We start from the raw sequence: 18,830 nt of genomic DNA, 5'->3' as shown, positions 1-18,830 counted from the left end.
GACAAGCAAGTATAAATAAATCACTGAGGACCAGACGCTCTTTTTTAGTATAGCACACCACACCGCTTCAGCGCGGGGCAGATTGAGCAGCCGAGAGAGAAGGCTCACGCGCGCGTGCACGCCCGCAAAAGGCACGCCGGCCTGTTGCCACGTGCTCCTCTTCCAGGGGTAGGGAAAAGGGGCCGCAACAGCAGGCCGGCGTCGGGGTTGCCAGGGAAAGGTGTCTAGTGTCACGCGGCCCTGCTTCAAGCCGCCCCGACCGGTAAGGACAGGGCGCGCTGAGGCTGAGGCACTGCTTCGCGAAGACCACAAGCCTGGACGAAAGCCGAGAAAACACGCGCACAGGCCGGAACCTGACGATAGATCTCCTCGGGATGGCACTGCAAGGCCACGACGAAGCGCCTGGTCGGCACCTCAATCGCCTCTACCACACCATCCTCAGCGCGCGCAGCGACCTGCACTCCCTTGCCAGGCTCCTTGACCGCTTGATGGTGAATGCTATTGGCCCAAAACTCACGCTCACCCGTGATGGCCGCCAGGCAAGTACCCGGCTCGATGAGCACCCGATGGACCACCTGGCTGCGGGGCCGATCCTGATTCATATGACGCAGACTGCCTGCATATTGGCTCTCTAAATCCTGATAGAGCGTCCCCCCCAGAGCCACATTGAGCAATTGCATCCCGCGACAAATGCCCAAAATCGGCTTCTCCTCCTGCAGCGCCCAATGGGCCAGCGTCAGCTCAAACTCATCGAGGGAGGGATCAGTGTCGCCGAGGCGCGGATGCGGCTCCTCGCCATAGCGACGAGGCTGAATATCCTGTCCCCCGGGCAGGAGTAATCCGTCGAGGTGAGCCAGCAGCGCTTCCAGAGCGGAGAGATCATGAACAAGCGGGATAAGCACAGGAACGCCCCCGGCATCCTCAATGGCATGGACATATGCCCGGTTATTGCCGTAGATCGGGCGTTGAGAGCCATGCCGATAAGCCGGATGGCACGGAATGCCGATCAAAGGACGCATGGTCTTAACAGCCTTTCATATAAGATTTCGCGTATGAATAATGAGCGCTATAAAAACAGAAGAAGCGGAACGCTTGTGATGCGTTCCGCTTCAGAGGAGATGCCAGATACTACACAACGAAACGCATCGCTGCGCAACCAAGCTTACGAAGCCCCAGCGTTACACGCTGAAGCCCGCTAATAAGCATAAGCATCTCCATAAGGCCCATAAATGCACAAAAAGTCCGCGAAGCAAAAGCTAGAGAACGCGGACACTGCGGGTAGGAGACGCTCACGTGGTCGCCAGCGATAGCACGTTTCACGTTGTCTACCTCAAAAGACTAACAATGTTGTAGGCTTGTTACTGATGATAGTCTATTCTTATTATAGGCAAGACGTCAAGCCTGTTGCGTCATGCTATTACTTCTATGCTATCGGACTATGGCATCTGGTAGCCTGGACCGCAGAGGCAGCCCGGGCTACCAGATGCCCGCTTCGCTTGAGCCGCGCTTTTGCTGGACTCAGCTCGGGGGCAGCAGAGCGAGATTGAGCACCGCGCGCACCTCACCACTAACTGCCGAAGAGGATCGCCCACCACTGGGACCAGAAGCCGCCGCTGGAAGCGGGTGGCGCTGGACGTGGCCTGGTTGGCGGCTGGCTGGGCGGTGGACTGACAATCACCACACGATGTTCGCCGGGCCGCACATATCCCAGACTCTGACGCGCCTCGCTTTCAATGACGAAGGGGTCCTTGTAGTAGTCGACCAACTTCTGCAGCTGATCATGGCGGGCCAGCGTCTGCTCATACTGAGCGCGGGCGGCGGCCTCCTGCTCCAGCAAGCGACTATTCGACCAGGCCTGGGCGATCGAGCCGAGCAGGAGCGAGAGACTGATCAGGGCGGTGACCCAGATCAGACCACGCGTGAAGAGCACGTTTCGTCGCGCCCGGTTGGCTCCACTTCCCCCGCCGAAGCCAACCGCCGCTGTCACACTGGAACCGCTGCCATCTTGTCGGGGCATCAGTCGTCTTCTTCTCCTTGGTGTGTACTGCATGATTGCCTACCTTCTTTCCGGACGGCTGCCTGGAAAGTTGCTTATTGCCTCATAACGAGACGCATCTGCAGTGATGCTCTCTGGCAAAAAACTGCTGACGATGCTCGGGCCAGAAGGTATGCTATGTAGAAATAATACATGATCTTACGCTCACGCGCCTCCCAGGGAGGAAGAATCAGGAGACAGGCCACGCGAACATCCAGGCGAGCGGGTCTGGGATCTGACAGGCCGGCCCGGCCATTGGGAGTACCCTGCTATACTGGACACACAAGCAGAATCATATCGTCGAGGAGGATCAGCGGCCATGCTGCTATCTGCACTAGCCCCCGGAGAGCAGGCCCCCGCCCGCGCCCGTTCGCTTGCCGAAGTCTCGCCGCAGCGCGATCTGCCTCCTTGCCTGGACTACATCTGGCAGACCTACTTTGCCGATATTCCGCGCGTCAATGAAGTGCAGATCGCCTATTGCCAGCCCTGGAAGCGCCGCCTGGGGCTGATCCGTCTCTCGGAAGAGAGCGGCATCACCTTTATTGGCATCAATCTCCTCTTACAGCATGAGCTTGTCCCAGAGCAGGTCTTGCTCATTACCATCGCCCACGAGCTGGCTCACTACGCTCACGGCTTTGGTTCGCCCCTACCACGTCGCTATCGCCATCCACATGCCTATAATGTGGTAAACGATGAATTGGATCGGCGCGGCCTGCATGAAGCGCGTCGCCTCTGCGATGAGTGGATTGACAACCAGTGGTTTGCGTTTTATGATATGGTCCAACAATCGGGTTGGATAGAGGCCCGGGGCAGGCCTCAACGGCGCTAAGCCTCAGCGGGCCTGACTGCCCCCGCCGCCGACTCCGATCAAGCAATCGATCGATTAAGGGCATGTGAAGCGAGCCGGATCGCTCTGACCCACGAGGCGCTTGCCTTCGTGGGGGGTTAACCGTTCCTATCTGTTGGCTTTCTTTGCTTGCTTGCCCAGCTCACGCGTTGACGCACGCGCTCGCCAGTGAGCTAGCTAGCCAGCCAGCCAACGAACAGGTGCGCCTCGTCCGCTTCAGCGGCAGCTCTCACTGACTCACTTGCAGGCAGGCCCGTCCGCTACTCTGCTCTGATCCCGCCTCCGGTCGGCCCCCAGCCAGGAGAGGCAGGCCCCAGGCCAGCCAGGCGGGCAAAGAGGGACAGAAGCGGACTGCAGCGGGCAAAAACCAGGGTTAGGGCAGTTGACATTGCTTTGCGCCTGTGGTATAGTGAAGCTGACTCCCCGGACCAGAACCTCCCGGGTCGTCGATCCGTTTCCGGGTCCTGCAACCAAACCAAGCAAGCATTACTTCAGCACAGCAAGCGTACGGTCACCACCTGTTCACGGGTTTCAGAGACGGAAGCCTGTTATGTACCTGTTCCCACCAGCAGCCTTTATGAAATCTAGGTTCAACCAGAAAGGAGAGGGGGCGTGTTCTTTCCCAAAAGGACATAATTCGCCCAACGCAACGTGAACATCGCTGAGCTAGAGACCAAAACGATCGCAGAGTTGCGCGAGATCGCTCGCGACCTCGAACTTTCCGGCTACACAACCCTCAAAAAACAAGACCTCATTTTCCGGCTTCTTCAGCAGCATACCGAGCAGCAGGGCAACATCTTTAGCGCCGGCGTGCTCGAAATTGTGGAGGATGGCTTCGGCTTCCTGCGCCAGGAGCGCTTCCTGCCGGGAAACATGGACGTCTATGTTTCCCAGTCGCAGATCCGCCGCTTCGGCCTGCGCACCGGCGATATGGTGACCGGTCAGGTGCGCCCGCCGAAGGATAACGAGAAGTACTACGGCCTGCTGCGCGTGGAGGCGATCAATGGCATGAACCCGGAAGATGCGAAACGGCGTCCCCACTTCGATAACCTGACGCCCATCTTCCCCCGCGAGATGTTCGATCTGGAAACCGGTCCAACGAACATCGCCGGTCGCCTCATCAACCTGGTCGCCCCCATCGGTCGCGGTCAGCGTGGTCTGATCGTCTCTCCTCCCAAAGCCGGCAAAACGATGCTCCTGAAGGCCATCGCCAACTCGATCACCGAGAAGTACGACGATGTCCATCTGATGGTGGCCCTCATCGGTGAGCGCCCTGAAGAGGTAACGGATATGAAGCGCTCGGTGAAGGCCGAGGTGATCAGCTCAACCTTCGATGAGCCAACTGAGGCCCATACCCGCGTGGCCGAAATGGTTCTGGAGCGCGCTAAACGCCTGGTCGAGGGCGGGCGCGATGTGGTGGTCTTGCTCGACAGCATCACTCGCCTCAGCCGCGCCTATAACCTGGCTGTTCAGCCCAGTGGTCGTACGCTCACCGGCGGACTCGATCCCAGCGCCCTTTTCCCGCCCAAGCGCTTCTTCGGCGCCGCTCGTAAGGTCGAGGAGGGTGGTAGCCTGACAATTATCGCTACGGCTTTGATCGATACCGGCAGCCGCATGGACGATGTGATCTATGAGGAGTTCAAGGGCACCGGTAATATGGAGCTGATCCTCAATCGTAAACTGGCTGAGCGACGGGTCTTCCCAGCCATCGATATCAGTCTCTCCGGCACGCGCCGCGAGGATCTCCTGCTCGATGAGAAGACGCTGCGCGCCGTCGTGCTGATGCGCAGAATGTTCTCAACGTTGGCGGAGCAGCGCGGTCTGGAGGCGATGGAGGCTCTGCTACAGCATATGGCTAAGACGCAGAATAATATGGAGTTCCTGGCTACTCTGAATAAGAGTATCTTGTAGAGAAGCTCGATCAGAGATTGGCGTTCACGTTCCTGCTTCTCTCTGCCGGCTGGTCACTTCAGCTTCGTCGGCTTTCGTTCGCCTGTCCGCTTCGTTAGCGTCGCTACGGCGTTGCGCTGTGGCAGTGTGGGCAGTGTGGGCACTGTGGGCACTGTGGTGCTGTCGCATCGTCGCACGGCTTGGCTCCTGGCCCCCTCAACAGTGTCCCTTCTGTTCTGACTGGGCCGCCCGGTCGGTCTCTTTTCTCCACTCCTTTTCCTTCGCCCGCGACGAAGCGAGGCCGCTCGACAGCTAGGTTCGACCCCGGCAGGCAGGCTTCGGCTGGTAGTCGCAGCCCCTCGTAGGCGCTCACATCACGGGGCGGGGCCTTCTCTCGGCTCTCGATTGGCCCCTACCAGGGCCGCCTTTCCACCCATCGTCTCTTGCTCTCCGCTCGCCAGCAAGCGGGCGGCAGCAGAATGAGCAACGAAGGTGAGCGCAGATGCGGCTCCTAACGGAAGAAGACGTGAACAGGCCAGGTGCTCCTTCCGCTCGTCCGCTGACAGGTGGCTCCGGCTTCGAGACTAAGGGAGCGCAACTAAGAATCAGGCCAGTAAGGCTGCTCCCAGGTTGCCCGCGGTCTGTACCGCAGAATCAGGGCGCCGCTGGTTGCCGATTGAGCCGTTGAGGACGATGCTCGTGATGCCTCAGAGAGGAGGCTGGCCTCGCTTACTCAGGCGGGTTCGCCGCCGCGCCGGCTGTTCGCGGCTGCTACGCGCCAGTCCGGCTCGGTCAGCTCAACCCACGATCAGCCTGGCTTGCTCCAAGCAGTGAGCCAATAGGAGGCCCTCCTCTGCAGAAGATGGCCATCTTGTTCGAGGTCGCTGTGTCTGCTTGCTTTCTTTGCCTATGCTTTTGTTGGCTGATGGTGACAGGGAACCACCGACTCCTGGCCCTACAAGCGCAAGCGCTCCGCTCCTTCGGGAGGGCAGCGCTCCGAGCTGTTCGCGGGCGGTAGCGCCCTCTCTGTGGCAACGCTACCAGGGGCACCTGGCTCTCGGGCCTGCAACTGCTGACTACGACCAGCCAGCGAGTGCCAGGCCAGGATCAAGCAAGGGGTGGTTGTATCTCTCCTATGAACAGGGAGCTGACCGTGGCAGAAAAAAAGCGCGGCGGGCTGCTTTTCCCGCGCAGCGCTCTTTTTTTGTCCCCTCGTTTGGCGGCTGTGAGCGAGACCGGGGGTTCTCCTCTGGTCAAGCTGCGAGGGCATCTGTTCCCAGCACTTGCCAATAGTTTCCTGTACCTGGCTGCCGATCCTGCTCTGCTTCTGCCCTCGCCCGGCGCACGGGAATGGATGGGCGAGAGAGGAGCCGCTAGAGGGTTACCCGTCGACCACCCGCCGGCATTGTGAAGCGCAGGAAGCCGCCTTGAGCCAGGCGCGAGCAGACCACGGCGACGGTGTAGAGCGCCAGCAGGGCGACAGCGGTGCGCAGCTCATAGAGGCCGAACTCACTCAGGCTGAGATGCGCCTCACCGCTGGCGAAGAAGCGCCAGAGAGCTGGACCTTGCTGCACTCCTCCCAGAGCGTTGACGGCCAGCCCGAGCGTGAGCGAGATCACCAGGTCGATCAGGAAACAGAGGCCTGCCAGGAGCGGCCCAAGCAGCCAGAAACGCCGGCTCATACGCTCACGCCTGGTCGACTGGATGCGATAGGTTGCCCAGATAGGGCCACCCAGGTACTGCAGGAAGAGAAAGAGGAGGGGCAGCAGCACAAACAACCAGTCCGGGAAGACCTGCGGGCTGATCAAGGCCCCCAGGCGTCCAAGCGTGTAGATCACTACCGCTTCGATGATGCCGCGTCGATAGCTGGTCTTGAAGAAGAGACGCGACTCCTTCTTCTGCGGCCTCTGCTGAGTTGGAGAAGAGGTGTCAGTGGCAGCCACAGCTCCCACCACCACAGCTGCAGCTCCCGCCAGCGCCGGCGGAGAACTCCTCCAGGCCTACAGCCGATGCCGCCCCGACGCGCTGCGTGGCGAAGACCGAGAGCAGGCGCCTGACGTTCTCGCTCCCGCACTGGGCACAGGCCACGTCGTCGGCCCGCTCATGGCTGACCAGGAGTTCGAAGCGGGATTTGCAATCACTGCAGCGATATTCGTACAATGGCATGAGAAGCGACCTCCACGTTGTTGCACAAAGAGAGAGGAGCAATCAAGGATGCCACTCCTAATTGTAAGGGAGGGTTGAATAAGCGTCAAGAATAGCTGGTCAGGAGGGGTTTGTTCGCTATGGCTCTGAGAATAGGCATCGTCGGTCTGCCTCAGAGTGGCAAGACGTCGCTTTTTAACGCTCTGACGGGCGCCCAGGCGCCTATTAGTGGCTATGCGACCAGGACGGTGCAGGCCAATACGGCTGTGGTTCAGGTGCCCGATCCGCGTTTGAAGCCGCTGGCGGAGATTTTTAAGCCTAAGAAGGTAACCTATGCCACGGTGGAGTTTGTGGATGTGGCCGGTATGGGTCAGCAGGATGAGGAGGCCCGTAAGGGAGGTCTGAGCGCTGAATTTCTAGGACATATCCGCAATGCCGACGCACTGGCCATTGTGTTGCGCACCTTTGCTAATGAAAATGTGCCCCACCCGCTCGGAAGCATCGATCCGCTGCGCGATCTGGAGCAGCTCGATAACGAGCTGGCCCTGACCGATCTGGCGACTGTCGAGCGCCGCAGCGAGCGCACGGCCAAGGCGGCCAAATCAGGTGAGAAGAAATATCAGCAAGAGCTGGATCTGCTGGCTCGCTTGCAGGAGGCGCTGAGCAATGGGATACCGGTGCGCCGTCTGGAGCTGAATGCGCAGGAAGAGGCTCTGGTCAAGGAGTTGTTCCTGTTGACGATGAAGCCGCGCATGTATGTGCTGAACGTGAGCGAGGATGTGCTCGCCGAGGCTGCGACCTTGCTGGAGCAGATCCACCAGGGGGTTGAGCCAGCACTGGAAAGCCTGGCCGGCGAGCTGCATGGTGTGGCGGCAGTAGCGCTACGAGCACGCTCTGAGGAGGCTGAGACGGTGGCGGTCTCCGCCCGCCTGGAGGCGGAGCTAAGCGAGCTGGCGCCCGAGGAGGCTGCCGAGTATCTGGCTTCGCTCGGCCTGCCAAAGCTGGGAGCGGAGCGCGTGATTCAGGTCGGCTATCGCTTGTTGAATTTGATTACGTTCCTGACGGTCGGCGAGGATGAGGTGCGCGCCTGGACGGTGACGAAAGGGGCGAAGGCCCCCGAGGCCGCTGGCAAGATCCATTCGGATATCGAGCGCGGCTTTATTCGCGCCGAGATTACCCATTTCGATGACTTTATGGCCTGCGGTGGCTCTTTCGCCGCAGCGGCTCGTAAGGGCCTGCAGCGGCTCGAAGGCAAGGATTATGTGATACAGGACGGCGATATCGCTCACTTCCGCTTCAATGTGGGACGCTGAAGTGAGCGCTGGCCTGACCCGGCTCTGCTCCACCGCTCGCAGGCTCTATCAGTTCTTCTGCCTGGAGGAAGAGTATGGCTTCTGCTGAGCAAGATACTTTGAAATCGGAAATCGATGAGATGGTGCCGGATATCGTGGCCCTGCGGCGCGATCTGCACCAGCATCCTGAGCTGGCCTTTGAGGAGGTGCGCACCTCCGAGATTGTGGCAGGCCGCCTGCGCGCGCTCGGGTTGGAGGTGCAGACCGGTATTGCTCAGACCGGCGTGGTCGGCCTGCTACGCGGGACCGCCGGTGAAGGCGGGCGCACGCTGGCAATCCGCGCCGATATGGACGCGCTGCCTATTCATGAATTGAACGAGGTCGACTATCGCTCAACGGTCGACGGCAAGATGCACGCCTGCGGCCACGACGGGCATGTCTCGATTGCGCTGGCGGTGGCGACGCTCTTGAGCCGACACCGCGATCAACTGAAGGGAGCGGTCAAGTTTGTCTTTCAGCCGGCTGAGGAGGTAATCGGGGGGGCCGCGCCAATGGTGCAGGCCGGGGTGATGGAGGGCGTGGATGGGGTGATTGGTTTGCACCTCTTCAGCGGCCACCCGGTCGGGCGCGTGGGAGTGCGTAGCGGTCCGATCTTTGCCGCCGCCGACCGCCTGGAGCTGCGCGTCAAGGGCAAGGGCGGTCATGCCGCGATGCCCGAGGGAACGATCGATCCAGTGGTGACCGCCGCTCAGATTATTCTAGCGCTCCAGACCTTGATCAGCCGGGAGACCTCGCCCTTTGAGCGGGCGGTCTTGACCATTGCCAGTGTTCACGCTGGTTCGGCTTTCAATATCATTCCCGAGGAGGTGGTGTTACAGGGGACACTGCGTACCTTCGACGAGGGATATCGCCAGCACATCATTGCCCGCTTGCGCGAGATGGCGCAGAACATTGCCGCCGCTCATCGAGCAACCTGCGAGGTCGAGGTCGCCGATGGCTGCCTGGCCTGTGTCAACGATCCGGCGATGACCGAGGTGGTGCGCCGGGCAGCGGAGGCCGCCGCCGGACCGGAGCGCGTCGATAGCGACGAGCGCGTGATGACGACTGGCAGCGATGATATGGCCTATTTTCTGCATGCCGTGCCTGGCTGCTACTTTATCGTCGGAGCCCGCAATGAGGCTAAAGGCGCTGTCTACCCTCACCATCATCCGCGCTTCAACATCGATGAGGAGGCCCTGCCGGTGGCTGTGGAGGTACTGACACGTGCAGCACTCGACTATCTGCATCCCTGACACATTGAGGTGAGTCGCTCTCGGGAGCATCACCTTCACTCAACGTAGCGCTTTCAGTACCTGGTAGCGTGCAGGCAGCCGAGCGCTGGTCGAGCCGAGCAGGCTAGTGAGCTGGCTCGCCGCCGCTCAGCAGCTCTGCACGCTTCTCGCGCAGGTAGTGTGCCAGAACGACGGGGTCCTCTTTCTGCAAAGCGCGCTCCTTCAGCTCGGCCAGCACCTGCCCCCAGGCTTCTTTCGCCGGTAGATAGCGGCTGTCCTGCCCGAGTAGCTCGGCAAAGATGCGCCGTTCAAGTTCATGCCAGGTGGAGCGATCACGCCCGTCCAGTCCTTCGCCGTCGAGCAGATAGTCTCGGTCGCTGGTGTTGTTCTCGACGCGGGCATGCAGGGGCTGAAAAGAGGAGCGCAGCAGTTCCTCCAGGCGCTGAAGATCGAGGGCATCGGCGTCAAAAGCCAGGGTTCCCACAAGCTGGACTTGCACGACGGGGCGCTGGCGCTGGTCGGCCCCTGCGTAACGCGGCCCTTCGCGCTGACAAAACTCGGCGAGCCGGGCGTAGATGGCTTCGGGGGTCACCAGGCCGTCGACGCGCAGGTCATAGCGGACAAAGGGGCGGCGGCTGTTGACCAGATGAGTGGCCCGATGATAGCAGGGGCGCTCTGCTGTCCCGCCTGGCTGGGCCTTGCCAGTGTCGATTTCGACAAAGTAGTAGCCTCGTTCCTGCCACTGAGCCTCTTCGGCGCTCCAGGTCTCGGGTGAGCCGGGGTTATAGATCCAGCTTTCAAATTCGTAGGGCTTGTGGATGTGCCCCAGAGCCACGTAATCAATGTAGGGGCGCAGGCGCTGAAAGTGGCTCAGCGAGGGCAGTCCCTGCAGACGTGGTACTACTCCTTCGATGCCGGTGTGCATTACGAGCAGGCGATATTCAACGCCAGCAGCCTCTTCGTGGGCATGCTCGGCAGCCAGGGCTTCGGCCAGCCCCTCCAAACAGCGCAGGGTCGCAGAGCCTTGCCAGGGCAAACCGTAGACCCGCAGTCGTCCCTCTAGCAGATCGACATGCGAGCCAAGCATGGTTTGCCTGCTCCAGGGAGCAATGACCGGCGCGCCTCCACGCATCTGCGGCGCCAGCAGGGTTAAATAGCCTTGATGACAGAGGAATTGCAGCCAGGAGACACCATCGCGGTAGTAGCTGCGGTCGTGATTGCCTTCGACAGCAATCACCGGTATCTCGCGCTCGCGCAGACGCCGCAGCCCCTCGATGGCTTGGAGCAGGGTGCGGGCATCGATGGAGCGCTTATTGAAGAGATCGCCCGCAATCACGACAAAATCAACCTGACGCCGAACCGCCTCGTCCATGATCTCCCAAAAAGCTCGGGCAAAGTCGTTGAAGCGCTCGCCGACGCCGTATTGCTCGTATCCTAGATGAATATCGGCGACATGAATGAAAGATGCTCGCACGCTGATGACTCCTCCCCAGTCTGCTCGCTTTCTGTGTCGTTGCCCCTCCCTCACCAGGTGGTCCTGAAGAAACGCAGCCTCAGGCCAGATCAGGCAGGTCCGGTCATCATGGCTCGAATGGCCGCCGCGACGAGCACGAGGGTGGCAATGCTGAAGATGAGCACATCGCGCCGGACGTTTTTGCCGCTGGAGCTATAGGTGAGGGCCACAGGTAGGATGAAGACGACAATGGCTCCATAGACATAATGGAGCCAGTAGAGGCCCGTGCCAGTTCCAGGACGCAGCCCCATGATGACCATGATGATTCCGAGCAAGCCCTGCAGGGCCGCGATGCAGCCCGTCACAATCAGGGCAATACGCCAGGCCGGATTGAGGGTCTCGGTTCTCTTCGTGAAGAAGAGGATAAAGCCCCAGATGGTTGTGATAGCGCCTGTCGCCAGGACCAGAAACTGGTTCCAATAGTGGAGTGTGATGAAAACCTGTGCCATTGTATGCCTAGCGCAACCGTTGGGTCACCACACCAGGCTCTGCGGCGCCGGGGGTCGGGCCGGCCAGCCTGACGAAGCCACCGGTGGTTGCATCCTTTCAATAAGCTTCTTGTTGTGATAGTGCAAAGTGGATGGGGAGACTCAACTCGCCCTAACTATAGCGCGCCTGGCCCGGGAAAAACAAGAGCGAAGCTGAGTCTGAGCCGACGATGGGAACTTCTGAGTGGCGCCTGCGTCTCTTTGGTAGCAGGGACCCTGTCCCTCCCTGCCGACGAGCGACTAGGAAAAGATGGGGGGACCTCCCCCGAGGGGGCCATTTTATGTAAATAGGGTAGCCAAGGAGGTTATGGAGGATGGTAAGCGTCCAAAGCCCAAACAAGAGATCTTTGCCAGCCAGAGCCTGGTCAACCAGGCTCCGCCGTCTGGGCTGGGCCGTGTTGCTGCTGCTGCTCGCTGCTTGCACCAGCACGGCCCAGGCTACCGATGGGACTGCCAGCAATGGGCCACCCCAGAACCAGCCGGGCAGACCGGCAACTTCTGCCGCTTCGACTCCCCAGACATCACAGTCTCTCAATTGCGGCAGCATTCACGGCGTCGGCCCCCAGGGCAGCAGCCCGCGTGGCGAGAACCCGCTTCCCGCAGAGGCCTGCTTGCTCCAGGCTTTCCTTCACTGCCAGCCGGCCCGGCTGGACTATACCCGCATCGAGGTGGACAGCGGCTTCATCCATCATTTTCGCCTTGAGCGCCAGCAGGGGCACTGCCTGCTCAGCGACGCGACAGCCATTTTTATCGCTCCCTCGCCCCCACGCCCGGCGGCCAGCTATAGCTGCCGCGCGGTAACAATGGAGCGCGGTCGCTATCGCGTTGTCGGCTGCGGCGCTGAGGGGGATATTCTCCTGCCCATGCGCTCAGCCTCAGCGACGAGCGTAGAGAGCTGAAGCCGCTTCACTGCTGAGCGGGCAGCAGCGAGGCGAGCGCCCGGGCATAGGCTCTACAAGCCTCTTCTCCGTAGAGCACCAGCATGACGCGCTTGAGCGAGGTCGGCTTCAGCACATGAGTAATGATGGTGCGCAGGGCAATGGGCGCGGCCTCGTCCAGTGGATAGCCGTAGGCGCCGGTGCTGAGCGAGGGAAAGGCGATACTCTGCAGGCCATACTGTTCGGCCAGGTCGAGGCAGCGCTGATAAGCACTGGCTAACAGGCGAGGGGCCTCGCGATCGACTCCATAGATGGGGCCAACGGCGTGAAAGACGTATTTCGCGCGCAGTCGCCCTGCCGTGGTCACCACAGCGCTTCCGGTGGGGCAGCCGCCAATCTTGCGGCATTCCGCCATGATCTGTGGGCCACCGGCGCGATGAATGGCCCCATCGACTCCGCCGCCTCCGGCCAGGGCCGAGTTGGCAGCGTTCACAATGGCATCCGCTTCTACCTCGACGATATTGCCCTGCATCAGGGCAAGTGTCACTCCGTTGATGATCCGCGTTTCACGTTGCTCTAGCATGCGGTCACCCCTTCTCTTGTGCTGCCAGTGGACGAGAGTTTTGGTCGATCAGATCTGGTAACAGGCCGGCCTTGTCTTGCCAGGAGAGGAGCACGCTCCAACTCTGCATTGCGTCGCCTGGCCGGGCCTCCCTTATCCATTGTGGCGGATGCCAGCCAGCCTTGACAAGCACTGGTACAGTGGTCCGGCCAGGCAGCTAGAGCACTTACTGAAGCGGCCTGGAAGGGTCGACTGCCTGCGCTTCTCTCTTAGCCAGCGAGTCGAGGAGCTTACAAGACTGGCATCGGTCCAGGGCCGCCGGCCAGGAGCTGCAGACGCTCCTGGTTGAGAATGTGTACACGCCCCTGCCGAACGGAGATCGCCCCGGCAGCCTCTAGCTCTCTGAGGGCGCGCCCAACGACCTCGCGTGCCGTGCCCGCGATGGCGGCCATCTCCTGCTGGGTCAGGCGGCGTGCTTGACGGCCCTCAGCCAGGGCCTGCTCTTGTTCTAAGAGGATGCGCGCTACCCGTGCCGTGACGTGGCGGAACGAGAGGTCCTCAACCAGGCCCACCAGGTGGCGTAGAGCCAGCGCCAGGGCGGCAATTACCCCCTCTGCCACCGCAGGCCGCTCTCTGATCAGTCGACGTAGTTCTTCGCGGCTAATGCTATAGACGGTGCTCGGTTCCAGGGCGGCTACACTCGCGGGATTGGGACCGCCGTCCAGTGCTGGCACATCGTTGAAGGTAGAACCAGCGCTGATCAGGCGCAATACCTGCTCTTTGCCTTCGGGCGAGAGCTTGAAAACCTTAACCAGCCCGCTCTGTACATAATACAGCGCGCCGCCGCGCTCTCCTTCCATGATGATCAACTCACCGCGTTCGTAGCGCCGCTCTCTGGTGACCGTGGCCACGCGCTCCAGCTCCTCACTTCCCAACGCGGCGAACATTGGTATGCGGCGTACCGCCTCAATATCGATTGCCATCTTCTTCTCACCATTCGCTGCCAGCCAAAGAAAGCCAACTCTGTGCTGTGTTTGCCAGATGCGACAAAAGTTACGGTGACAGCCTATCCCGAGCTGTACACTCAGAATTGTAGCGCCGATTGACGAGGCAAGTAAATGTAAGATGCCCGGCAATCCTACCGGGCAGGAAAGGAGGCTTCTGGACATGGACCTGGAACAGGTCCAGATCTGGCGCGAGCAGGCGACAGCCCTGCTGGACGTGCGCCCTGATTTGGAACGCGGCGATGAACCTTTTGTGCGGATCATGGAGGCGGCTACGCCGCTGAAGAGAGGTGAAACGCTGGTGATTGTGGCCCCCTTTGAGCCAGTACCGCTCTACGGCGTGCTCGGCGGACGCGGCTTCAGCCACGAGACGCTCTGTCTGGCTCCCAATGAATGGGTGGTCCGCTTCACACGCCAGGAGATCCCCACAGGACAATAATAAGCACGTAGCAAGGCAGGTGATAACGATGATGCCAATGGCCGGCGGACCCCCTGGAGCAGATGCCCGCCTGCGCGCCTTCAGGATTACCGACCAGCAGGCCGGCGGGTTGTCCAGGATGATGGGACGGCGCGGTGTGCCGCTCGGAATACCCCTGCCCTTTCTGGTTACAGGTATCTGTCTGGCCGCTCTGGCCGGCCTCTTGTTGCCATTCGTATTGCCCGAGGCTCTCATCAACCGCGGTCAGCCCCACGTCCTGGCCCTTGTCCACACGATAACGCTCGGCTGGCTGACGATGACCATTCTGGGAGCCTCGCAGCAGCTCACGCCAGTGATTGCCGTCACGCCCCTGCGTATCAAAGCTCTGACTCCAGTGGTCTACCCCCTCTACCTGGCCGGGGTGTTGGCATTGCTGGGCGGCTTCTGGTTCTTTCTTCCCGGGCTGCTCGTGCTCGGGGGTTCACTGGTCATCATGGCAGTGCTCTGCTATGTGGCCATCCTGGCTACAACCTTGCTCCAGGCCAGCAAGCGCCCGCTGACAGTCTTCTACCTCTTCGCCGCCTTGCTCTACCTTGGCCTGGTCGTTGCGCTCGGCCTGACAGCAGCGCTCAATTTCATCTACGGTTTTCTAGGCCTGGGGGCGCTGCTGGTCCTGCCAATTCACGTCACCCTGGGTGTGGCCGGCTGGCTGACGAATATGCTGGTAGGTGTCTCCTACACGCTGGTGCCTCTCTTCGCGCTGGCGCACGATCACAATGATCGTTTGGGCTGGGTCGTGCTGGGGTTGTTGAATCTGGGGATCATTGGGCTGGCCCTCGGCCTGCTGGGGCAGGCGAGCTGGCTGACATTACTGGGGGCGATGCTGCTCACATTCAGCGTCTGGCTCTTTGGCTGGGATTACTGGCGCCTGCTGCGCCGGCGGCGGCGACGTCCACTGGACGTGACCCAGTATCACAGTAGTGCAGCCCTCTTCTGGCTGCTGGCTGCGGCAACAGCCCTGCCCATCTTGATCGCGATCGGGGGCGCATTGCCTGCCTGGCCCGTGGCCCTCGTGTTCTGCCTGCTCGTCGGCTGGAGCGGGCAGAGCATAGTCGGCTATCTCTACAAGATCGTTCCCTTTCTCGTCTGGCACAGTCGCTATGGACCACTGGTCGGCCATCAGAAGGTGCCGCTGATGCGCGAGCTGGTCCACGAGCGCCTGGCCTGGGTCTGCTTCTGGCTGCTCAACGGGGGGCTGGTATTGTTGTTGCCCGCTGTGTTCCTCGGCTGGGATGGCCTGCTGCGCCTGGGCGCAGTTCTGGTCGGGGTGAGCCTGGTGGGAGCAGCCGTCAATGTACTCGGCGTGGTGCGCCACCTGGAATGGAAGCTGAGTACGTTGCTCAGCTAGCCCTCGACAGGCACGCCTGTTGGAACCAGCCTGGCCCCTCAACCGGTCAGGCCAGTCCCAGCAGGCGTCTTCCTTCGGGGGTCAGGCGCTCGGGTGTCCAGCGCGGTTCCCAGACCAGTTCGATCTCGCCGCCTGTCAGCTCAGGAATATGGGCCAGCGCCGCCCCGACGCCGTCCGCCAGCGACTCATGCATGGGACAGCCGGGCGTGGTGAGCGTCATGCGGATCGTCACAAAGCCGTCCGGCGTCAACTGAATGCCGTAGATCAAACCGAGATCGACCAGATTGACCCCCAGCTCGGGATCATCCACGCTGCGCAGTGCTTCGTAAATCTCCCGCCTGACCCGTTCAATTGTCTTCTCATCAAGCATTGTTGCCATCAGCCCCTTTCTTGCTCAGCTCTGCTAGCAGGGAGAGCGTTTACAGAGAGGGCGCTGCTCTGCCTCCCCCACAGGACGAGGCCAGCCCAGGAAAGAGGCAGAGCAGCAGTGGCTCACCGTCACCTCACGGGCAAGTATAGCGTGCAGGAGGACAGCTAAGCTGCGACAAAAGTCACGGTATTTTCGTGGCCAGGCTGCCATACTTAGAGGCAGCAGAGAGAGGATAGCCTGTTCGGCCAGGGGGCATAGTCCCTCAGTCTGGATGATCCCGGCAGGACAGCTAGCCTTCTGTCTCCCAAGGACGAGCTTCTGCTACTGGCCGGACGAGTACCCCCGTCTCTGGCTCGTGATAGCGAGAGCGATTGTCGCCTTTTTGTAGATACATCAGGAGGAAGAAGTTCAAGCATGAGTGACAACGTTGCCGAAACGCTCGATGTGCGCACGATCATACCACGTGAGCGTCATCCGCTTATCTTCAACCGCCTGGAGGCGCTCCAACCAGGCAGCGCACTGCGCCTGATCAATGACCACGATCCCGCCCCTTTGCGCTATCAATTGATGGCGGAATATCCAGAGGCTTTCGACTGGATACCGGAGCAACAGGGGCCAGAGGAGTGGATCATTCGCATTGTCAAGCGTGCTGGCTGATCTCCCACTGAAAATTACCGATTGACAGCAGAGACGGTCACCGGGAGGATAGTTTAAGCAAGAGAAGGAGGCACCCAGACAGGATGGAGCAGCAGGAGCAGGCCAACACCAGCCAGGCCAGTCGCGCTGCCGAGGAGCCAGAGGCCGTCAGCCATTTCAGAGTCTTCGATCTGGCCTCCTCAGCAACTTTCCGCAGCGAGGGACCAGCGGTGCGAGTGCTCTGGGAAAGCACCACGGCGCGCCTGCTGCTGCTCGCCCTGCAGGAGGGGCAGCAGCTAGACGAGCACCGCACGAGCTATCAAGCCTTTATTCAGGTCATTAAAGGACATCTCATGTTCAAGCTGGAGCACGAGCGCATCAGTATGCGAGCGGGAACACTGCTCCATCTGGAGCCGCGCGTGGCTCATAGCGTTGAAGCGCTACAGGATAGCGTCTTCCTGATCACCCTGGTCGCGGCCAGCAGAGCAGGCACGACAGCCCAGGCCGTCGCACCTGCTGCCGAGGGGCCAGCCAGCGAGCCGCAGCGCAGGCCAGGAGGAGGTGAGGGCTGATGTCAGCGGCAGGGGCTACCTCTTCGGCGGGTGCAGCTAATGCCGGCAGAGAGCGCGAGCGAGCGCAGGAGCCGTTCAAACTTGTCTCTCCGGTGTTACGCGCCTCCCTCCTCATCGGCAGCGGCGGCGGGTTCTTGCTGGCTGCCGTACTCACGGTGACCCAGGCCCTGCATCTCGCAATCGCGACTTGGTGGAGCGCCCTGGTGCAGGCGCATGGCCATCTCCAGCTCTATGGCTGGGCGGCGCTCTTTGTCATCGGCGTCTCCTTCCACTTCCTGCCACGTCTGCGCGGCACGGCCCTCCCGCTACCGCGGCTGGTGCCCTGGATTCTCGGTCTGCAGATTGGTGGCCTGCTCCTGCGCGCTCTGGCTCAGCCGCTGCTTACCCTGACCGGTCCCGTCCCTCTCCTCTGGAGGCTGGCGCTTGTGGTGAGCGGCGGCAGCGAGGGACTGGCATTGTTGCTGGTCGCTGCTGAATACCTCCTACTCTTGCGGCATGGTCCGGCTTTGAGCACGCGCAAAGCCTTTTTAGGGATCGCTCCTTTTATCAGCCTGGCCGCGCTCGCCCTGGCGGTGGCGGCCATCCTGAATCTGGTCAATATGCTGCAGGCGGCCACCCAGAGCGGCCTCGCGCCCCAGCCTGGCGACGACCTTAACGTCAGCCTCGGCCTCTTTGGCTTCCTCATCTCCTTTGCCCTGGCCGTCTCTGCTCAGTCGCTTCCCATGTACGCCGGGTTGGAAGCATTTCCGCGACCTATCCTCTGGCCGCTGGCCGGCGGCTATGGGCTTGGCCTGCTCCTCTTCTGCCTGGGCCTGAGTCTCGCCAACGGAGCCGAGGTGACTGTCGCTTCGACCGCCTGGCCACTTCGTTTCCTCGAAGGGCCTGGCCTGTTGCTGCTGGGCGGCGTCATCGCCGGCTTTGTTACTATCTTTATCAGCATGATGCGCCGACGCGGACGGCTACCGGCCCACGTCGCGGCCCTTTCCCCGTCACCAGAAGCCCTGGCGCGCACCTATCGCCGCCACACCGCCCAGCAAAGCCAGGCTTACGGCCCCTTCGTCGTCCTGATCGCCAGTGCCTATCTATGGGCCTTCTTCTCTGCTCTCCTGCTGATCAGCGCGGGTCTCATCCTGCTCTGGGGCAGCCCGCTCCCCTTCAGCCTTGACGTGCCGCGCCACGGCCTGGCAATGGGCTTCATCACCCTGCTCATCTGCGGCATCGCTCCGCGCATGGTCCCGGGTTTCTCCGGCGGCACGATCACCTCGCCCCGGCTGGTGGCGGCCACTCTCTGGCTCGGCAACCTGGCCACCGCCCTGCGTGTTCTTCCCCTGCTCCTGGCCTCACCGTTGGGGAGCCTCTGGTCCGGTAGCACCCTGCTCCTGAACCTGCTCTTCGCCCTGTCGGGTCCATCAGGACTGGCTACAGTTGTCTGCCTGGCCTGCAACCTCTGGCCAGCTCTGCGCAGCAGGGGAGGGAAGAGTTGAACGCCGCTTGTCTAGCG

General features: G+C 61.3%; 19 protein-coding genes. 10 read left to right on the top strand and 9 right to left on the bottom strand.

Going from position 1 to position 18,830, the window contains the following annotated elements:
• Positions 1 to 245 precede the first annotated feature (245 nt).
• Together KTAU_RS16570 and KTAU_RS16565 are read right to left on the bottom strand one after the other, a co-directional pair.
• Positions 246 to 1,019: a gamma-glutamyl-gamma-aminobutyrate hydrolase family protein gene (locus tag KTAU_RS16570; protein WP_151729411.1), complete on the bottom strand. Its 774-nt coding sequence runs from the start codon at positions 1,017 to 1,019 to the stop codon at positions 246 to 248.
• Positions 1,020 to 1,567: 548 nt separating this feature from the next.
• Entirely contained in the window at positions 1,568 to 2,017 is a 450-nt protein-coding gene (locus KTAU_RS16565) for an FtsB family cell division protein (RefSeq protein ID WP_170293372.1), read from the bottom strand.
• Between the two features lie 337 nt (positions 2,018 to 2,354).
• Here KTAU_RS16565 and KTAU_RS16560 point away from each other — a divergent pair, with 337 nt between their 5' ends.
• Both KTAU_RS16560 and rho read left to right on the top strand, forming a co-directional pair.
• Positions 2,355 to 2,864, top strand: a complete 510-nt coding sequence (locus KTAU_RS16560; RefSeq protein ID WP_151729409.1) for a hypothetical protein — start codon at positions 2,355 to 2,357, stop codon at positions 2,862 to 2,864.
• Positions 2,865 to 3,533: 669 nt separating this feature from the next.
• The gene (gene rho / locus KTAU_RS16555; protein ID WP_112430863.1) at positions 3,534 to 4,793 is read left to right on the top strand and encodes a transcription termination factor Rho; all 1,260 of its coding nucleotides are present in this window, start codon (positions 3,534 to 3,536) and stop codon (positions 4,791 to 4,793) included.
• 1,352 nt (positions 4,794 to 6,145) lie between these two features.
• On the opposite strand, the gene KTAU_RS16550 is transcribed toward rho, so the two are convergent.
• Together KTAU_RS16550 and KTAU_RS16545 are read right to left on the bottom strand one after the other, a co-directional pair.
• Positions 6,146 to 6,730, bottom strand: coding sequence for a hypothetical protein (locus KTAU_RS16550; protein ID WP_151729408.1), 585 nt, complete (start codon positions 6,728 to 6,730; stop codon positions 6,146 to 6,148).
• Positions 6,702 to 6,938, bottom strand: a complete 237-nt coding sequence (locus KTAU_RS16545; protein WP_151729407.1) for an FmdB family zinc ribbon protein — start codon at positions 6,936 to 6,938, stop codon at positions 6,702 to 6,704. The genes KTAU_RS16550 and KTAU_RS16545 overlap by 29 nt, the downstream gene beginning before the upstream one ends.
• 119 nt (positions 6,939 to 7,057) lie before the next feature.
• Here KTAU_RS16545 and ychF point away from each other — a divergent pair, with 119 nt between their 5' ends.
• The gene (ychF, locus tag KTAU_RS16540) at positions 7,058 to 8,230 is read left to right on the top strand and encodes a redox-regulated ATPase YchF (RefSeq protein WP_174844073.1); all 1,173 of its coding nucleotides are present in this window, start codon (positions 7,058 to 7,060) and stop codon (positions 8,228 to 8,230) included.
• A 74-nt stretch (positions 8,231 to 8,304) separates the two neighbouring features.
• Positions 8,305 to 9,501 (top strand): M20 metallopeptidase family protein, encoded by a 1,197-nt coding sequence (locus KTAU_RS16535; RefSeq protein ID WP_151729406.1) that lies wholly within the window; start codon positions 8,305 to 8,307, stop codon positions 9,499 to 9,501.
• Positions 9,502 to 9,604: 103 nt separating this feature from the next.
• On the opposite strand, the gene KTAU_RS16530 is transcribed toward KTAU_RS16535, so the two are convergent.
• Together KTAU_RS16530 and KTAU_RS16525 are read right to left on the bottom strand one after the other, a co-directional pair.
• On the bottom strand, positions 9,605 to 10,954 hold the full coding sequence (locus KTAU_RS16530) for a metallophosphoesterase family protein (RefSeq protein WP_170293370.1): 1,350 nt from the start codon (positions 10,952 to 10,954) through the stop codon (positions 9,605 to 9,607).
• Positions 10,955 to 11,043: 89 nt separating this feature from the next.
• A complete protein-coding gene (locus KTAU_RS16525) occupies positions 11,044 to 11,442 on the bottom strand; it encodes a hypothetical protein (protein ID WP_151729404.1) in 399 nt (132 codons plus the stop codon).
• Between the two features lie 353 nt (positions 11,443 to 11,795).
• Between KTAU_RS16525 and KTAU_RS16520 the strand changes: the two genes are divergently transcribed.
• Positions 11,796 to 12,380: a hypothetical protein gene (locus tag KTAU_RS16520; RefSeq protein ID WP_151729403.1), complete on the top strand. Its 585-nt coding sequence runs from the start codon at positions 11,796 to 11,798 to the stop codon at positions 12,378 to 12,380.
• 7 nt (positions 12,381 to 12,387) lie between these two features.
• Here the strand turns inward: KTAU_RS16520 and KTAU_RS16515 are convergent, their stop codons facing one another.
• Together KTAU_RS16515 and KTAU_RS16510 are read right to left on the bottom strand one after the other, a co-directional pair.
• A complete protein-coding gene (locus tag KTAU_RS16515; RefSeq protein ID WP_151729402.1) occupies positions 12,388 to 12,942 on the bottom strand; it encodes an O-acetyl-ADP-ribose deacetylase in 555 nt (184 codons plus the stop codon).
• A 269-nt stretch (positions 12,943 to 13,211) separates the two neighbouring features.
• Positions 13,212 to 13,904, bottom strand: coding sequence for a Crp/Fnr family transcriptional regulator (locus KTAU_RS16510; RefSeq protein ID WP_170293369.1), 693 nt, complete (start codon positions 13,902 to 13,904; stop codon positions 13,212 to 13,214).
• Between the two features lie 184 nt (positions 13,905 to 14,088).
• Between KTAU_RS16510 and KTAU_RS16505 the strand changes: the two genes are divergently transcribed.
• Both KTAU_RS16505 and KTAU_RS16500 read left to right on the top strand, forming a co-directional pair.
• Entirely contained in the window at positions 14,089 to 14,364 is a 276-nt protein-coding gene (locus tag KTAU_RS16505) for a DUF2249 domain-containing protein (protein WP_228026501.1), read from the top strand.
• 28 nt (positions 14,365 to 14,392) lie between these two features.
• Positions 14,393 to 15,751: a heme-copper oxidase family protein gene (locus tag KTAU_RS16500; protein ID WP_151729399.1), complete on the top strand. Its 1,359-nt coding sequence runs from the start codon at positions 14,393 to 14,395 to the stop codon at positions 15,749 to 15,751.
• Positions 15,752 to 15,797: 46 nt separating this feature from the next.
• Here KTAU_RS16500 and KTAU_RS16495 read toward each other — a convergent pair whose 3' ends face one another.
• On the bottom strand, positions 15,798 to 16,130 hold the full coding sequence (locus KTAU_RS16495; protein WP_228026500.1) for a metal-sulfur cluster assembly factor: 333 nt from the start codon (positions 16,128 to 16,130) through the stop codon (positions 15,798 to 15,800).
• 405 nt (positions 16,131 to 16,535) lie between these two features.
• Between KTAU_RS16495 and KTAU_RS16490 the strand changes: the two genes are divergently transcribed.
• From KTAU_RS16490 to KTAU_RS16480, 3 genes are all read left to right on the top strand, one after another.
• Positions 16,536 to 16,778: a DUF2249 domain-containing protein gene (locus KTAU_RS16490; RefSeq protein WP_151729398.1), complete on the top strand. Its 243-nt coding sequence runs from the start codon at positions 16,536 to 16,538 to the stop codon at positions 16,776 to 16,778.
• Positions 16,779 to 16,861: 83 nt separating this feature from the next.
• On the top strand, positions 16,862 to 17,329 hold the full coding sequence (locus KTAU_RS16485; RefSeq protein ID WP_151729397.1) for a cupin domain-containing protein: 468 nt from the start codon (positions 16,862 to 16,864) through the stop codon (positions 17,327 to 17,329).
• On the top strand, positions 17,329 to 18,813 hold the full coding sequence (locus KTAU_RS16480; RefSeq protein ID WP_151729396.1) for a hypothetical protein: 1,485 nt from the start codon (positions 17,329 to 17,331) through the stop codon (positions 18,811 to 18,813). Before KTAU_RS16485 ends, KTAU_RS16480 begins: the two co-directional genes overlap by 1 nt.
• Positions 18,814 to 18,830 lie beyond the last annotated feature (17 nt).

This window comes from Thermogemmatispora aurantia (genome assembly GCF_008974285.1).
GTDB classification, from domain to species: domain Bacteria; phylum Chloroflexota; class Ktedonobacteria; order Ktedonobacterales; family Ktedonobacteraceae; genus Thermogemmatispora; species Thermogemmatispora aurantia.
Note: the sequence above shows the minus strand (reverse complement) of the source record. Positions and strands in the feature narration are given on the sequence as shown.

What these genes read in the sequence shown, in the direction of transcription:
- KTAU_RS16480 (WP_151729396.1), top strand. Translation starts at nt 17,329, where the DNA reads ATGTCAGCGGCAGGGGCTACCTCTTCGGCGGGTGCAGCTAATGCCGGC.
- KTAU_RS16520 (WP_151729403.1), top strand. Translation starts at nt 11,796, where the DNA reads ATGGTAAGCGTCCAAAGCCCAAACAAGAGATCTTTGCCAGCCAGAGCC.
- KTAU_RS16485 (WP_151729397.1), top strand. Translation starts at nt 16,862, where the DNA reads ATGGAGCAGCAGGAGCAGGCCAACACCAGCCAGGCCAGTCGCGCTGCC.
- KTAU_RS16570 (WP_151729411.1), bottom strand. Translation starts at nt 1,019, where the DNA reads ATGCGTCCTTTGATCGGCATTCCGTGCCATCCGGCTTATCGGCATGGC.
- KTAU_RS16510 (WP_170293369.1), bottom strand. Translation starts at nt 13,904, where the DNA reads ATGGCAATCGATATTGAGGCGGTACGCCGCATACCAATGTTCGCCGCG.
- KTAU_RS16545 (WP_151729407.1), bottom strand. Translation starts at nt 6,938, where the DNA reads ATGCCATTGTACGAATATCGCTGCAGTGATTGCAAATCCCGCTTCGAA.
- KTAU_RS16560 (WP_151729409.1), top strand. Translation starts at nt 2,355, where the DNA reads ATGCTGCTATCTGCACTAGCCCCCGGAGAGCAGGCCCCCGCCCGCGCC.
- KTAU_RS16500 (WP_151729399.1), top strand. Translation starts at nt 14,393, where the DNA reads ATGATGCCAATGGCCGGCGGACCCCCTGGAGCAGATGCCCGCCTGCGC.
- KTAU_RS16565 (WP_170293372.1), bottom strand. Translation starts at nt 2,017, where the DNA reads ATGCCCCGACAAGATGGCAGCGGTTCCAGTGTGACAGCGGCGGTTGGC.
- KTAU_RS16525 (WP_151729404.1), bottom strand. Translation starts at nt 11,442, where the DNA reads ATGGCACAGGTTTTCATCACACTCCACTATTGGAACCAGTTTCTGGTC.
- KTAU_RS16505 (WP_228026501.1), top strand. Translation starts at nt 14,089, where the DNA reads ATGGACCTGGAACAGGTCCAGATCTGGCGCGAGCAGGCGACAGCCCTG.
- KTAU_RS16495 (WP_228026500.1), bottom strand. Translation starts at nt 16,130, where the DNA reads ATGGCAACAATGCTTGATGAGAAGACAATTGAACGGGTCAGGCGGGAG.
- KTAU_RS16515 (WP_151729402.1), bottom strand. Translation starts at nt 12,942, where the DNA reads ATGCTAGAGCAACGTGAAACGCGGATCATCAACGGAGTGACACTTGCC.
- KTAU_RS16490 (WP_151729398.1), top strand. Translation starts at nt 16,536, where the DNA reads ATGAGTGACAACGTTGCCGAAACGCTCGATGTGCGCACGATCATACCA.
- ychF (WP_174844073.1), top strand. Translation starts at nt 7,058, where the DNA reads ATGGCTCTGAGAATAGGCATCGTCGGTCTGCCTCAGAGTGGCAAGACG.
- KTAU_RS16535 (WP_151729406.1), top strand. Translation starts at nt 8,305, where the DNA reads ATGGCTTCTGCTGAGCAAGATACTTTGAAATCGGAAATCGATGAGATG.